This window comes from Mucilaginibacter sp. L3T2-6, assembly GCF_030519355.1.
In the GTDB taxonomy this organism is placed as follows: domain Bacteria; phylum Bacteroidota; class Bacteroidia; order Sphingobacteriales; family Sphingobacteriaceae; genus Mucilaginibacter.
Window position 1 is genome coordinate 261,655 of sequence record NZ_JAUMKC010000001.1, and the last position, 15,995, is coordinate 277,649.

At 45.5% G+C, this 15,995-nt stretch carries 9 protein-coding genes; 8 read left to right on the forward strand and 1 reads right to left on the reverse strand.

What is annotated here, in order from left to right; genetic code table 11:
* The first annotated feature begins 107 nt into the window (after positions 1 to 107).
* The 8 genes from Q3W13_RS01265 to Q3W13_RS01300 all read left to right on the forward strand — a co-directional run bounded on the left by Q3W13_RS01265 (position 108) and on the right by Q3W13_RS01300 (position 14,524).
* Entirely contained in the window at positions 108 to 2,963 is a 2,856-nt protein-coding gene (locus Q3W13_RS01265) for an outer membrane beta-barrel protein (protein ID WP_302860700.1), read from the forward strand.
* A 329-nt stretch (positions 2,964 to 3,292) separates the two neighbouring features.
* Positions 3,293 to 6,019, forward strand: a complete 2,727-nt coding sequence (locus Q3W13_RS01270; RefSeq protein WP_302860701.1) for an alpha-L-rhamnosidase — start codon at positions 3,293 to 3,295, stop codon at positions 6,017 to 6,019.
* Positions 6,020 to 6,128: 109 nt separating this feature from the next.
* Positions 6,129 to 7,208, forward strand: coding sequence for an L-rhamnose/proton symporter RhaT (rhaT, locus tag Q3W13_RS01275; RefSeq protein ID WP_302860702.1), 1,080 nt, complete (start codon positions 6,129 to 6,131; stop codon positions 7,206 to 7,208).
* A gap of 49 nt (positions 7,209 to 7,257) precedes the next feature.
* Positions 7,258 to 9,378 (forward strand): bifunctional aldolase/short-chain dehydrogenase, encoded by a 2,121-nt coding sequence (locus Q3W13_RS01280; protein ID WP_302860704.1) that lies wholly within the window; start codon positions 7,258 to 7,260, stop codon positions 9,376 to 9,378.
* 166 nt (positions 9,379 to 9,544) lie between these two features.
* A complete protein-coding gene (locus Q3W13_RS01285; RefSeq protein WP_302860706.1) occupies positions 9,545 to 11,767 on the forward strand; it encodes a carbohydrate binding family 9 domain-containing protein in 2,223 nt (740 codons plus the stop codon).
* Positions 11,768 to 11,842: 75 nt separating this feature from the next.
* Positions 11,843 to 12,526 (forward strand): GNAT family N-acetyltransferase, encoded by a 684-nt coding sequence (locus Q3W13_RS01290; protein ID WP_302860708.1) that lies wholly within the window; start codon positions 11,843 to 11,845, stop codon positions 12,524 to 12,526.
* Between the two features lie 297 nt (positions 12,527 to 12,823).
* Positions 12,824 to 13,597 carry a class I SAM-dependent methyltransferase gene (locus tag Q3W13_RS01295; RefSeq protein ID WP_302860710.1) on the forward strand — a complete coding sequence of 258 codons (774 nt, stop codon included), beginning with the start codon at positions 12,824 to 12,826 and terminating at the stop codon, positions 13,595 to 13,597.
* A gap of 9 nt (positions 13,598 to 13,606) precedes the next feature.
* On the forward strand, positions 13,607 to 14,524 hold the full coding sequence (locus Q3W13_RS01300; protein ID WP_302860711.1) for a glycosyltransferase: 918 nt from the start codon (positions 13,607 to 13,609) through the stop codon (positions 14,522 to 14,524).
* Positions 14,525 to 14,588: 64 nt separating this feature from the next.
* On the opposite strand, the gene Q3W13_RS01305 is transcribed toward Q3W13_RS01300, so the two are convergent.
* Positions 14,589 to 15,989, reverse strand: coding sequence for an aminopeptidase P family protein (locus Q3W13_RS01305; RefSeq protein WP_302860712.1), 1,401 nt, complete (start codon positions 15,987 to 15,989; stop codon positions 14,589 to 14,591).
* Positions 15,990 to 15,995: the final 6 nt, after the last annotated feature.

Here is a 15,995-nt window from a genome sequence, read left to right on the forward strand (position 1 = left end):
TTGTAAAAAGGGTTTTGTCTACTTCTTTTTACCTGCCGTCTATTTTGCTTTATGATGATGATGCTATGCAATTTCTTTGCAACATCTTGAAAAGAGCAACTATAAATATGAAACCAATATACCTTTTTATCGCGGCATTGTTTTTAATCAGTGCCAATACATTCGCCCAGGCAGGGCGGGATGTTCATGGCACGGTAACCGATTCCACAAAGGCGACGCTGCCCGGTTCAACTGTAAAATTGATAGCGGGTAAAGACAGCATGAACGTAATAACTGACATGAAAGGGGCATTCCTGTTCAGTTCAGTAAAAGCCACGCAGATCAGTCTTGTAGTACAATCTATAGGTTATGAGGCCAAGCGCATAAGACTGACATTCGATAATACCAATAACCCGGTGTTTTTAAAGCCAATCATTTTGAAGCCATCGACCACTATGCTGAATGGGGTAACTATTACCGACGTTGTCCCTGTGAAAATAAAGGAGGATACTATCGAGTTTAATGCAGCGGCTTATAAGGTACGCGACGGCGCCCCTGTAGAAGACCTTATTAAGAAGATTCCCGGCGCTGATGTGGATAAAGATGGCAACATGACTTTCCAGGGTAAAAGCGTTACCAAGGTGCGCGTTAATGGTAAGGATTTTTTTGGCGGCGATTTAAAAACAGCTACACAAAACCTGCCTGCGGATGCTGTGCAAAATGTGCAGATGTTAAATGACTATGGCGACCAGGCTAACATGACCGGCATTAAGACAGGCGACCCTGAAACTGTATTAAATATCAACATTAAGCCAAGCAGAAACCACGGCTACTTTGGTCAGGTTAGCGCCGGTGCAGGCCATGACGCTATTCCAGACAAAGGCGGCATTAGCGGCGGTACTCGTTATATAGCCCAGGGAAATATGTTCAACTTTAACGATGGACAGCAAATTGCGGTCTTGGCCAATCTTAATAATACCAATACCAACTTGTTTAACTTTGGCGGGCCGGGAGGCCGGCGAGGCGGCGGTGGCCCCCCGGGAGGCAATAACAACAACCAGACAGGTATATCTATTAATCGTTCAATAGGTTTAAACTATCGGGACAGCTGGGGTAAAAAGGTCACTGTTTACGGCAGCTACAGTTTTTCGGATAAATCCACCAACACCATTAGTTCAACAATTCAAAATAATATTTCATTGGTCAACCCCAGTACCAACTCGCAAAATAGCGTTCAGGACGATGAGACCAAATCGCATCGTTTGAATTTTAACCTGGAATGGAAGCCGGATACCGTTAACTACTTAAAGGTTACCCCGTCATACACTTATATCGGCCTTAATACCACTCAGAATGGCTCTAACCTTTTAGCCAATCAAACCGAAACAGTTTCAAACTATAATTTTACATCGCTGAGTAATTCATCCGCGCCTAATTATGGTATTAATGCATTGTACAACCACAGGTTTAACGGTCATGGCCGTAACTTCAGCCTAAACATAGGCACTGGCCGTACAAGCAGCAGGGCTTACCAAAACCCGGTTTATAACTATATAGCCGGCGCTGCCAATGCCCCGCTCGACCAGTTTATTAATACCAACAGTCATACTGACACTGTAGGTACCTCCCTGTCGTATATAGAGCCTATTGCCAAACGGTCGTACCTTGAAGTAAATTATAAGTACAGCCACAGCTATACCACGGCCGATAAAGCGACGGATACCTTAGCAGCTAATGGCGCCGACATTAACAACTACCCCCTACTAAGCAATAACTACAATTTTACTTTTATTACTAACCGTTTTGGCTTGAACTACCGGTTTGTTGAGAAAAAGTACAACTACGTTTTGGGCGTTACTGCACAGCCTTCGGTTTTAAAGGGCTATTCAGTCACTACCGGTATTCCTACCAGCATCAGTTCGTTTAACGTATCGCCCAATGCACATTTTATTTACAATTTTTCAAGGTCGCAGTCGTTCAGTGCAAATTACACCGGGTATAGCACGCAGCCAACTTTTTCTGAATTGCAGCCGGTTACCGATTTCTCCAACGCATCCTACCCGATTACGGGTAACCCCGACCTGAAGCCGGAATACAACAACAGGATCGATTTCAGATACAATAATTTTAGTTTTGAGACAGGAAACATCTTCTTTAGTAATTTCTCATTCACCACCACAGCTAATAAGATTGTTTCCAATACCGTAACTTACCCGGTTAATTATACGCCTAACAGCAAACTGGCCGGTACTATTGAAACACAATACCGAAATGCAGACGGATATTCGGCGGCACAGGGTTTCTTTGTATTTAACAAGCCCTGGCAAAAACGCAAATACAATCTGTTTTTACAGGGTAATATATCCTACATCAATAACATATCATACATTACCAACATCGACGCTAATAATTTTGAAGCAACAACTGAAAAAAACAATGCAAAAACCTGGGTTATCGCGCCGGGCGCACGTTTCAGAGTTGATATAACCGATATTATTGATGCAGAAGCCAATACTACCTATACCATCAATTCCTCAAAAAACTCGATCAACCAGCCGGGGATTAACGACAACTTCCGCACCTGGCAATTAGGCCTGAATGGTAAAAATTATTTCTGGAAAAACTGGACGCTTAGCTACGACTATACCAAGTACATGTATTATGGCTATAAAGGCGCCAGCAATCCTAATATATTCAATACTTACGTAGAGCGCAGGTTCCTGAAGGGAAATATGGCAACCATACGTGCAGGAGTGTATGACGTGTTCAACGAAAATACCGGCTATACCAGCACGCAGAATGGGAATTTTGTAACACAGACCAACAGCAATAAACTGGGCAGGTATTACCTGTTAACATTTACCTACCGCTTTACCAAAATGGCCGGCAAAGCGCCCTTTGGCGGGCCGGGTGGCCATGGCGGTCCTCGCTTTGGCCCTCCTCCGGGCGGTGGTCCCGGCGGCCCTCCGGGTGGTGGCGGCTGATGCAGTTAAATAATTGTTAAATGATAATTCTTCCTGTAAGGTTGTTTCGTTTGTATCGTCATACCCATATCGCATTGAAATATTTATTGAACTGCAAAAGAGCTTATTCACATTAAAATTGTCATGAGAAAAGGCAAGGGTGTGAGATACCCTGCCTGGATTTAGTTGATGTTATTAGATTCTAATCTTAACAAGGCGTCCCTGGGTGAGATAAGGGACGCTTTTTTTATTTTAGGGCCGCGCCGGAGAGGACAGTACAGGATAGTTAACTACCTGCAATTTCATTAACTTGGCTGTTCAATTTGCAGCAGACCTGCTTACCGTTTACAATGAGAAAATTATCTTTACTTTTTATTGCACTGCACCTGGCTGCCTTAAGTTTTGGGCAGATTAAAGTGCTAAAACTGTTAACCGAAAATAAACCTAATCCGATTTGCGTGGATGCACTTAATCCACGATTTAGCTGGCAATTGGGTGCCGACGGCCGGAGAGGTGTGATGCAAACCGCTTATGAGCTAAGGGTATATGACTTAGGAGGTAAGCACGAAGTTTGGAAAACCGGTAAGGTAATGTCTGACCAATCAATGTACATTACTTATGCAGGCGAGCCTTTAAAATCAGGGCATAAATATAGCTGGCAGGTGCGCGTTTGGGATAATACGGGCAAAGCATCTGCCTGGAGTGAGTCAGCAAGCTGGCAGATGGCCCTGCTCTCGCCTGCCGACTGGAAGGCTCAATGGATAACACCGGGATATAAAGAAGATTCGGTTAACAGGCCGAGTCCATTATTCCGCAAAACTTTTAGCCTCGCAAAAAAAGTACAGTCGGCCACGGCGTATATTACTTCACACGGCTTATACCAGGCTGAAATAAACGGACACCGTGTAGGCGACGCTTACCTTACTCCCGGTTGGACCAGTTACAACAAGCGACTGCAATACCAGGCTTATGATGTTACCAATTTATTGCAGCAAGGCCAAAATGCCATTGGTGCAATGCTGGGCAGCGGCTGGTATCGCGGGCATGTAGGCTTTGCCAATCGCTTGAACTTTTATGGAAAAGACATTGCCCTGTTGTTGCAGTTGGAAGTAACTTATACGGATGGCAGTACTGCCATAATAGTTTCTGATGATAGCTGGAAGTCTTCACCAGACGGGCCGGTACGGTATGCGGAAATATATAACGGCGCTACTATCGACGATAGGATGCAGCAAAAAAACTGGGCGACCACTAATTTTGATGATAAGAGCTGGGCTGGTGTAACAGTGCAGAATTTTGATAAAGACGTTTTAGTTGCAACTTATAACGAGCCGGTAAGAAAACATGAGACATTTAAACCGGTGAAGATATTTAAGACACCTAAAGGTGAACAGGTTATTGATTTTGGACAAAACCTGGTTGGTTGGGTGCAATTAAAGGCAAAGGGTAAATCAGGCGATACGATTAAGGTTTCGCATGCTGAAGTGATAGATAAGTTTGGGAATTTTTATACCGAGAATTTACGTTCAGCGCGTTCGCAGGATGTTTACATACTGAAAGGCGGCGAACAGGAAACCTTTGAGCCGCAATTTACCTGGCAGGGGTTCAGGTTTATAAAGGTTGAGGGTTATCCTGGCGCCATTAATCCAGACGACTTTACGGCAATCGCCCTGTATTCGGACATGACGCCGACAGGCACCTTTTCCTGCTCTAACCCAATGCTCAACCAACTGCAGCATAATATCCAGTGGGGCCAAAAAGGAAATTTTCTGGATGTGCCCACCGACTGCCCGCAACGTGATGAGCGTTTAGGCTGGACCGGCGATGCACAGGTGTTTTCGCGCACGGCCTCCTATAACATGAATGTGCACAGCTTTTTTACCAAATGGCTGAAAGATGTGGCTGCGGATCAATACCTGAGCGGCAGCGTACCCTTTGTTATTCCGGATGTATTGGGCAGCGCTAAAAGTGAATCGGGCGCCAGCACCGGCTGGGCAGATGTCTCGACTATCATTCCATGGAATATGTACCTGGCCTATGGCGACAAGCAAATACTGGAAAACCAATACCCGAGCATGAAAGCCTGGGTAAAATACATGCAGGATCATGCCAGAAACGACCTTTGGAACACCGGCTTCCATTTCGGCGATTGGCTGTTTTACAGCGTGAATGACGATAATGATGGCATGTCGGCTATCACCAGTAAATATTTGATAGCTCAGTGTTTTTGGGCACATTCCACCCAATTGATGATAGATGCGGCCAGGGTGCTCGGCAAAAAGGAAGATGAAGCAGCTTACACAGAATCACTTGCCCGGATAAAAAAAGGATTTTTAAATGAATACGTTACGCCAAATGGCTTGATTTCATCGGATACACAAACTGCTTATGTATTGGCATTGGAATTCGATATGCTTCCGGAAAACCTGAGGGCGCAGGCAGCAAACAGGCTGGCTGCAAATATCCAGCGATATGGCAATCACCTTACCACCGGATTTTTGGGCACGCCGTATCTTTGCCATGTGCTGAGCCGGTTTGGCCATGCTGACGTTGCTTATCGCTTGCTGTTGCAGCAAACCTATCCATCATGGCTATACCCGGTTAAAATGGGCGCCACCACCATTTGGGAAAGATGGGACGGCATACGTACCGACGGTACTTTTGAAACCCCGACCATGAACTCTTATAATCACTACGCATACGGGGCCATTGGCGACTGGATGTACCGTGTGATTGCAGGTATCGATACAAAGCAGGATGCGCCCGGCTACAAAGGCATAACCATTAAACCAACCATTGGCGGAAACCTGACCAATGTAGCTGCCGATTATCAAACCGGTTACGGCAAAGTAAGCTCGCATTGGACAGTGGATGGTACTACCTTAAAGATGGATGTGGAAATCCCTGCAAACACTACGGCAACGGTTTATATCCCTGGTACAAACAGCAATGGGATGACCGAGGGGGGTAAAGCCTTGGCAACAGTACCGGGTATAATGACAGGAGAGGCTAAAGATGGCTATGTGCCGGTAAATGTGGGTTCGGGAGTGTATCATTTCAGCGCGGCCAAGCCATAAAGGATCGTTGTAGAAACACCATACATCGCGTCTGTACTAGAGGAATAGAAAACAAAGTTCAAGGGGTATGCAATACGCCCTTACGATAAAAACACTAACTGACCAAACCATGGGCATTATCCTAGGCGTATTTTTCCACTTCATCGGAGGCTTTGCTTCCGGTAGTTTTTATATCCCCTACAAAAAAGTAAAGGGATGGGCATGGGAGAGTATGTGGATTGTCGGCGGTCTATTTTCATGGCTGATCGTTCCGCCGCTGGCTGCTTATTTAACCATCCCTGATTTCGCCGGCATTATCAGGCAAACCAGTGCAGACGTGCTGGGTTGGACTTACCTGATGGGTGTTTTGTGGGGTATAGGGGGATTAACTTATGGGTTAGGTGTAAGATACCTGGGTGTCTCGCTGGGTAGCACCATCATCCTGGGTTTATGTGCGGTATTTGGCTCGCTGGTGCCATCGGTCTATTATTACCTATTTCCGAAAAACGGTAAAGACACCATTGTAACGCTGGCCACGTCGCACTGGGGGCAGATGGTTTTGCTCGGTATAGCCGTATGCGTTATCGGTATTATCATCTGCGGTAAAGCAGGAACATTGAAGGAAAATGATTTGGCTAAAAATTCAGCGGCTAAAGCCGAAAATAAAGACTACCGTTTCGGGCTGGGTATTTTTGTAGCGATAGTTTCGGGTATCCTGAGCGCGTGCTTCAATTTTGGTCTCGAGGCCGGAAAATCAATGGCCGATGTGGCGAATTCTGCGTATTTAGCTTCGCATCCCGGTACAACTTCATTCCTCTACCGAAATAACGTAGTGTATATTATTGTGCTATGGGGCGGACTGACCACCAACTTTATCTGGTGCATGGTACTGAACGCCCGCAACAAAACTTTTGGCGATTACACCAATACTAAAATGCCTTTGCTAAGAAACTACCTGTTTGCGGCATTGGCCGGCACAACCTGGTTTTTGCAATTCTTTTTTTATGGCATGGGGGAGAGTAGGTTGGGCAATGGCGCCAGTTCATGGATCTTGCACATGGCGTTTATCATCCTTGTGGCCAATATATGGGGTTTGGTACTGAAAGAATGGAAAGGTGTGAGCAAAAAAGCGTTCACTACAGTTGTAGCCGGTATAGCGGTGATTATATTATCTGTGCTGATAGTGGGTTATGGCAATGCCATAAAGTAGAGGTTAGACCGGAGATTAGAAAAACTACAAGAATCAAGAGAAAAAAAATATGTCTGTGAAAGAAACAAATTTTAAGCATGTAAGCTATTTATGGGATGATGCAAAAGCGGCGGAGCTTGCAGGCGATGAAGTTGCGTTGCTGATTTACCGATCGAACCTATTGGGCGCCGATTTGAGGCTCACCAATTATGGTGGTGGCAATACTTCATGCAAAGTAACAGCAAAAGATCCGCTTACGGGCGAAGATACAGAAGTGATGTGGGTAAAAGGATCCGGCGGCGACCTGGGCACGTTAAAGAAAAGCGGCCTGGCCGCGCTATATGTTAACCGCCTTCGCAGTCTTACGAATGTTTACCGGGGTATTGAGCATGAAGATGAGATGGTGGAACTTTTCAATCATTGTATTTTCGATTTAAGTTCAAAAGCACCATCGATTGATACGCCGCTGCACGGTTTTTTGCCTTTTAAACATATCGACCACCTGCACCCGGATGCAGCCATAGCTATTGCGGCAGCAAAGGATGGTAAGACAATTACGCAGGAGCTTTTTAACGGAAAAATAGGCTGGGTGGAATGGCAGCGTCCTGGTTTTGATTTGGGGTTAAAATTGAAACAATGCCTTGATGACAACCCCGGTATCCGTGGAATTATGCTGGGCTCCCACGGATTGTTTACCTGGGGCGATACGGCTTACGAAAGCTACATAAACACCCTGGAAGTTATTGAGCAATGTGCCGGATACCTGGAACAGAACTATAACAGAAAAGGCCCTGCTTTTGGCGGCAGTAAGATCAGCAGCCCGGCAGAAGCTACCCGAAAAAAACAGGCGATTGAAATTGCGCCCGTCTTGCGTGGTTTTTGTTCGGGGAACGTACGGATGGTTGGTCATTTTACGGACGATGCACGTGTGCTGGAATACATTAACTCGAACGATCTGGCACGGCTGGCGCCCATGGGTACCAGTTGCCCGGACCACTTTTTAAGGACGAAGATTAGTCCGCTTGTATTAGAATTAGGCGCTGAAGATGATCTGAGCGACACTAAAGCGATAAAGGAAAAGCTTGCCCCCGCATTTGAGGCGTACCGTAAAATGTATGCCGAATATTATGAAAGCTGCAAGCACCCGAATAGCCCGGCCATGCGCGATGCCAATCCTGTGGTTATTCTATACCCGGGCATTGGTATGTTCACGTTTGCAAAAGACAAGCAAACTGCCCGCGTTGCAGCCGAGTTTTATATCAATGCCATCAATGTTTTGAAAGGCTCTGAGGCTATCTCGGAATATACCTCGCTGCCACGGCAGGAGGCATTCAATATTGAATATTGGTTGCTGGAAGAAGCAAAATTGCAGCGCATGCCGAAACCTAAACCACTTTCGGGTCGCATAGCTTTAATTACCGGCAGTGCAGGAGGGATTGGAAAGGCCATCGCCAAAAAGTTTGCCGATGAAGGTGCATGTGTAGTTATCAATGACAATGATGCAGGTCGCCTTGAGCACGCCAGCCAGGAATTTGCAAAGCAATATGGTAAAGATGTTTATAACACTGCGCTGATGGACGTTACCGATAAGACGGCTATTGAAAAAGCTTATGATGCAGCGGTGCTCGCGTTTGCGGGTGTTGATTTGGTGGTTAATTGTGCCGGTTTGTCCATTTCTAAACCCATTGAAGATCATACTGAAAAAGATTGGGATTTATTGTATGATGTATTGGTGAAGGGACAATTTATGGTTACCCAGGCCGGTGTAGGCATTATGCGCAAGCAAGATACCGGCGGCGATGTGCTGAATATAGTCAGTAAAAATGCGCTAGTATCCGGCCCAAACAATGCGGGTTATGGCTCTGCAAAGGCGGCTCAATTACATTTAAGCAGGCTTAACGCTGCAGAACTGGGCAAAGATAAAATACGTGTAAATGTGGTAAACCCCGATGCGGTAATTGCCGACAGCAAAATTTGGGAAGGCGACTGGGCGGCGGGTCGCGCAAAGGCCTATGGCGTAACTGTTGAAGAATTACCGGCCTATTATGCCAAAAGGACTTTACTTAATGAAATTATCCTGCCCGAGGATATTGCCAATGCCTGTTTTGTTTTTGTTGGCGGCTTGCTCGATAAATCGACCGGAAATGTACTGAATGTGGATGGGGGCGTTGCTATGGCTTTTGTAAGATAGATTTTTAACCGCAGAGATACAGAGAACGCTGAGAATGATTGTTTTTCTCTCAGGGGGCTCTGTAATTTCTTAGTGCCGCGTGGTTTAAAAATTAGTACGTAAACCCAGGTAAGACAATGTCGGGTTAATTATTTATTTTTAGTCGCCCCGCCCTGTCTTATAAACTATGGTTAAACGTTTACTTTTCTTAATATTTATCGTGGCTTCATCGCACCTGTTTGCGCAGGATGCTGACTTTTTTAATCCTGACACCAATCGCAGGAAAATAGAAGCTGTAAAAATTGAAACTACTCTCAATATTGACGGAAAACTGGATGAAGCGGAATGGACATTGGCGCCGATATCGCCGCCATTTATACAAATTGAGCCTTACCAGGGAAAGGCGCCAGTAGTTGAGACAGTGGTTAAGGTGCTGTATAACAAGAAGTTTCTTTACTTCGGTATCATTTCCAAAGATCCGCTGGGAAAGAAGGCAATTCGCGCAACAGATTTTATCCGTGACTTTGACTTTACCAAGCACGACCTGGTAAACTTAAGTTTTGATGCCTTTAATGATAAGCGCAACGCTATGGTTTTTGCAACCAATGCTTATGGTGTTCAGCGTGATTTGCTCGCTTTCGATGATCTTTATTTTGATATCGACTGGAATGGGTTATGGGAGGTGCGCACTACACGGACGGATACAGGCTGGGTGGCCGAAATTGCTATTCCCTGGAAAACACTGCGGTACCCAAAACGAGCGGATTCCATCCAAACCTGGGGACTAAATATATACCGTAACCGCAGATTGACCAATGAGATCAGCGCTTTTTCGCCATTCCCGCGAGTGTTCAGCTCGACGCACATGAACTATGCCGGCGAGCTCACCAACCTGCAGCCACCGCCGCCTACTACCAATATCAGGGTGCAGCCTTATATATTGACCTCTTATGATCATTACAGTAATTTCGGCGCAGATGTGAAGCCATCGAGTACGCATTTTAAGCCTGGCGGCGATTTAAAATGGGCTATCAACTCCAATTCCATCCTCGACCTTACGGCGCATACAGATTTTGCCCAGGCAGATGCCGACCTGCAGGTGAATAATATTACGCGTTTCTCGGTATTTTTTCCCGAGAAACGGCAATTTTTTCTGGAGAATGCATCGTTGTTTGGAGTGGGAGTTAGTCAGTTTACCGATGGCTCCGGCGGGGCAATGCGATACCAACCTTTTTCCAGCCGCAACATTGGCCTGGACGATAAGGGGAACCCTATCCCTATAGTTGGCGGTGGGCGCTTTGTTTACCGGTCGTCTGACTTAAATTATGGAGCAATTGTAATGCGGCAGGCAAGCGATAACGACTTGCCCGGCACGAATTTTTTCGTTGGCAGAGTTTCTGAAAACTTTGGCAGCCAGAACCGCATCGGTGCTTTAGTGAGTGTTAAGAACCAGCCGGGAGCTTCGAATATTGAAAGTACCGTTGATGGATTTTTCAGGCTGGGGCAGTCGCAATCGGTTAATGCTATTCTTACACAATCTACAACTACCAATAGTGGTAAAAAGGGTTTTGGCGGCATCATGCAGTACATTAACTCAACCAACCAATATAAAATCTGGTGGACAGAATCGGTCATTACCAAAGACTTCGATCCTCAACTGGGTTTTGTATCACGCAAGGATGTTATCGGAACGACGCCTGGTATGAACTATTACTACCGCGGCCAGTTGCTGCCGTTTAAGAGTTTTATCCGGGCGTTTGAGCCGGGGATATTGCCGGAGTTATATTATACAGCCTCTACCGGTAAATTTGCCGAAATGAGCCTGGCGTTTTATCCAATTTGGTTCAACCTGCAAAGCGGGGCTTATTTAGGCTACGGCTTTACACCCACCAAACAGCATTTAACAGAAGTTTTTAATCCGCTTGACATCAATATTGCCCCGGGCGACTACAATTACACTTTGCATAACATCATGCTGAGTACCGACCCTTCGAAAATTTTAAACCTGATGCTGGATTGGAAAACGGGAAGCTATTTTAATGGGCACCTGACATCCGCCGACTGGAAATTGCAATTTGCACCGATACCTTATATTTCGTTGATGGGTGAGTTTAACCATAACCGTTTTAAAGGCGTAGGCGAACAAAAAGTAACCGAGTCGGTAAACCTTTATATTTTACAGGGTCGATTTGCTTTAAACCCGCGTTTACAGTTGACTGGCATTTACCAAAAAAACTCACTAAACAATGATGACAATTATAATATAAGGCTATCGTGGGAGTTTCTGCCTTTGTCTTATGTTTACCTGATATACAACCGCGGTGTGGCCGGTGTGGCAGATAACCTGGTTTTGCATCCGCAAACTGAAGACCATGTGATAGCTAAGATCAGTTACCTGCAGCAATTTTAAGCTGGCATAATTTGACATGAAAATTGCCGTTTCGAAGCGTGGTGACGTGATAGATTTGGAGCTTTATAAATTGCCATGGAACACCCGCTCGATAATCCAGCCTGGAACGCATTGGAAACCGGAAATACCCGGTTTGCCGTTGGCGAGGGAGATATAAAATACTTTCATCCAGAGGTATCGCCATTCGCCGCTTTAAAAGAAAATACTACTGAAAATCTTAAAAAGCTATATGAAATTGCGCCTGCGTCATCGGTTTTTGGCGTAGTTACTCCCGTTGAGTTAACTATACCTGAATCGTGGGAATTGATCACCTGTCTCGACTGCCTGCAAATGGTTTGCGAAACGCCAGCCCGCCAGGTGAATCTTAAGAACGAACTTGTAATCTTAACCGAAGAACACGTCCCTGCCATGCTGGAGCTCACCGGGCTTACAAATCCCGGTCCGTTTGCTAAAAGAACCATAGCGTACGGACATTACAGGGGAATATTCGATGGTGAGCAATTGGTAGCGATGTGCGGTCAGCGTATGAATCCAAAACCTTACGCCGAAGTGAGCGCCGTTTGCACTCATCCCGATCATGTGGGTAAAGGCTATGCCGCACAATTAATATTGTACCAGGTAGATCGTATAAAAGCGGCCGGCGAAATTCCTTTCCTGCATGTGCTGGCCACTAATGAAAGAGCCGTGAAGTTGTATGAATCGCTTGGGTTTAAAACCAGGAGCAGGATGTTGTTTTATGTGGTTAAAAAAGGAGTGTGATCAGATATAATTCGTCGCTAACCAAAAGTACAATTATCGCTATTGCCATAGCAGATGTTATTAACGCTCCGTTAGGAGCAAAATATCGGCAGAAATATAATCAACCAAATATGCGCTCCGCAGGTGCGTAATCCGCATGCAATGTTACGCACCTGCGGAGCGCGAAACCGTTTTCCTTGTTTCTACAGATATCTGCCCCGGGGACATTGTGAGTTTAATCGTATCGCTTATAAATAATCAAATTTATCTGTATACAATTGGCGAATAATATAACTTTGAAATTCAATCAAAAAGCCAATGCAGCCATCCGCCTTAAGCGATAACGTTAAAACCGCGTACGACGAATTTTATGAAAAGCACGACGAGGCATGGCGTATGCTTGGCGCAAAGTTTAAGGCGCGGCATATTATAGAGGTTTGCAAAGGCCGTGAATTTAAAAAAGTGCTGGAAGTTGGGGCAGGCGACGGCAGTATTCTGAAATTTCTTGCGGATGCCAATTTTGCCCCTGAATATCACGCTGTGGAGATTTCCGAAAGCGGAGTAGGTCACATCAAATCCAGAAACATCCCTAATGTTAAATCGGTGCAGCTTTTTGACGGGTATAAATTACCTTTTGAACATAACAGCTTCGATCTTATTATTCTGTCACATGTGCTGGAACATGTGGAACATGAGCGTATTTTATTGCGTGAATTAAAACGGGTTGCGCGCCATTTTGTAATAGAGGTGCCGCTGGATTACCGCCCTGGCGTAGATAAACGGATAAAGCATTTCCTGGCTTACGGGCATATCAATGTTTATACACCAACCTCATTGCGCTATCTGTTAAATACCGAAGGTTTCGAAGTAGAGGATGATTTAACATCAATGATTGAGCCGGAAGTTACCCGCTTCAACACTTACATCAATCAAAAGAAGCCTAAAAGTTTGCTGGCCGATTTAAAAATTAACACCGAATACACAGTGAAAAGTGCCCTCGGAAAAATCTTCGGAAAAAAGAAGGAAGAACAATTAGCGAACGCATATACCGTTCTTTGTAAAAAAGCAGACAAACACCTCGAAATCTTCTGATCCTGATACATGCAAAATCTTGCCCCTATAGCCCTTTTTGTATACAACCGGCCGGAACATACGCGCCGTACCATCAGCTACCTGCAAAAGAACTTGCTGGCCGAGGAGTCGCGGCTGTTTGTTTTCTCGGATGCGCCAAAAACGGCCGGCGATAAGGCTAAGGTTAGCGAAGTAAGGCAATTGATCAGCGAGATAACCGGCTTTAAATCGGTAAAGGTGATCAACCGCCAGGAAAATCTTGGGCTGGCCAATTCCATTATCAGCGGGGTTACGCAACTGGTTAACGAATACGGAAAGATCATTGTTTTTGAGGACGATCTCCTGTCCTCGCCTTACACGCTGCAATACTTTAACGAGGCATTAGACCATTACGCCAATAACGAAAAAGTGATGCATATTGGCGCTTACATGTTTGAACTGGCGGATAAAAAGCTGCCTGAAACCTTTTTTTGGCGCGCAGCCACCAGCTGGGGCTGGGCAACCTGGGCCAGGGCATGGGTAAATTTTGAAGATAACGTGGATGTTTTGCTTAACCAGTTCGACCGGCAAAAGACCGATCAGTTCTCCATTAATGGCACCATGAATTTCTGGAAGCAGCTGACTGGATTTAAGGCAGGTAAAAATAACTCATGGGCCATTCGCTGGTATGCATCTATATTTTTAAAAGGCGGTTTAACACTTAATCCTTCAACGTCTCTTATCCAAAACATTGGTAACGACGGTAGCGGTACCCACTCCAACAACGAGAGTATGTACCAGGTGCGCATCGCGCAAAAGCCGGTAAAATATTTTCCAACAGAAATTAAGGAAGATGCACGGGCTTATACCGCTATTAAAAACTTCCTGAAGAACCGTAAGGGTACCTTAATGCAGCGCGGTATACGTTTTGTAAAACAGCTGCAGTCAAAATATTTGGTAAAGAAATAAGTGCCAAAATATTTTGTCACTGCGGCGAGGTTGCTTCGCTATCGCTCGCATTAACAAATATTTATTATTTCAGTCCCTCAATCTCTTTCAAGCTCTTTGGTAAATATTTGCCTAAAACGCGGCTGCCGGTATCGGTAATTAAAAAGTTATCCTCAATCCTTATTCCGCCAAAATCCCGGAAGGTGTTAAGGACATCGTAATTGATGAAGTCGGCGTATTTCTTTTCGGCTTGCCAGCGATCTATCAATTCGGGGATTATGTAGATACCCGGTTCAACGGTCAATACAAAGCCTGCCTCCAGTTCCCGGCCGAGGCGAAGAGATTTCAGCCCGAAAATTTGAGTTTCCTTTTTCAGCGCATCGGTGTAACCCACATATTGTTCGCCAAGGTCTTCCATGTCATGCGTATCCATGCCCAGCATGTGTCCCAGCCCGCATTGAAAAAACATGGTATGTGCACCGGCTTGAACTGCTTCGGCAGCATCACCTCTGGTTAGCCCCACGGCGTTCAGGCCTTCCATTAATTTTTGCCCGGCTGCAAGGTGGATGTCTTTATAACGTACGCCAGGTTTCAGCATACTGATGGCATGGTTCATGGAGTTTAATACCACCTCATATAATTCTGCCTGGCGCGTGGTAAAGTTTTTGCCTACCGGAAATGTGCGGGTAAGATCGCCGCCGTAGTGCATGGCATTCTCTGCACCTATATCACTTAGCACCATACGGCCTTCCTCAAGGGTATTACCGTAATAATGCGTATGCAATGTTTGACCGTGTGTGGTGATAATAGCAGGATAGCCAAGCCGCGCATCATTGGCGATAGCTACCTCATGCGCCTTAGCCACGAGTTCGTATTCCTTAATCCCGGGACGTGTGTTTTTGATGACCGCCAGCTCCATATCCACGCTGATATTCACCGCTTTTTCAATCTCGGCGATTTCAAGCGGGGTTTTGATAACGCGCTGGGCAACTACGGCCTTTATCAGCTTTACTGATACAAACTGCGTTAAACCGGCCAGGTCAGTATTTAACCAGGCCGCCAACTTGATTTTATTTTCCGGGCGATAGGGCGGAAGGATATGTACCGGCTGCCCGGAGGCCATAGCTTTGTAAATGTGCTCAGCTATTTTTCCATAAGGTTCGGTACGGGTAACGCCAACCATCGCAGCCATTTCGCTGACTGTGGGTAACGTTCCTGTCCATACAATATCATCAATAGTAAGCTCGGTGCCGAAGATGACTTCTTCGCCCGTAGCGGTATCGATGATAGCGGCAAGGCCATGCGTATCCAGGCCGAAATAGTAAAGAAAGGTACTATCCTGGCGGAAAAGATAAGTGTTGTCCTTATAGTTCATGCTGCTGTCGTCGTTGCCCATCAGCACAATAAGGCCATTGTTAGCCATTGCCTGTTTCAATGCCTGTCTGCGGTTTGTATAAACCTGTTTTTCGAAAAGATGTAGATGCATGGAACC

Excerpts from the sequence above, each read along its gene's own strand:
- Q3W13_RS01300 (WP_302860711.1), top strand. The coding sequence starts at position 13,607 with ATGCAAAATCTTGCCCCTATAGCCCTTTTTGTATACAACCGGCCGGAA.
- rhaT (WP_302860702.1), top strand. The coding sequence starts at position 6,129 with ATGGGCATTATCCTAGGCGTATTTTTCCACTTCATCGGAGGCTTTGCT.
- Q3W13_RS01295 (WP_302860710.1), top strand. The coding sequence starts at position 12,824 with ATGCAGCCATCCGCCTTAAGCGATAACGTTAAAACCGCGTACGACGAA.
- Q3W13_RS01270 (WP_302860701.1), top strand. The coding sequence starts at position 3,293 with ATGAGAAAATTATCTTTACTTTTTATTGCACTGCACCTGGCTGCCTTA.
- Q3W13_RS01285 (WP_302860706.1), top strand. The coding sequence starts at position 9,545 with ATGGTTAAACGTTTACTTTTCTTAATATTTATCGTGGCTTCATCGCAC.
- Q3W13_RS01305 (WP_302860712.1), bottom strand. The coding sequence starts at position 15,989 with ATGCATCTACATCTTTTCGAAAAACAGGTTTATACAAACCGCAGACAG.
- Q3W13_RS01290 (WP_302860708.1), top strand. The coding sequence starts at position 11,843 with ATGGAACACCCGCTCGATAATCCAGCCTGGAACGCATTGGAAACCGGA.
- Q3W13_RS01265 (WP_302860700.1), top strand. The coding sequence starts at position 108 with ATGAAACCAATATACCTTTTTATCGCGGCATTGTTTTTAATCAGTGCC.
- Q3W13_RS01280 (WP_302860704.1), top strand. The coding sequence starts at position 7,258 with ATGTCTGTGAAAGAAACAAATTTTAAGCATGTAAGCTATTTATGGGAT.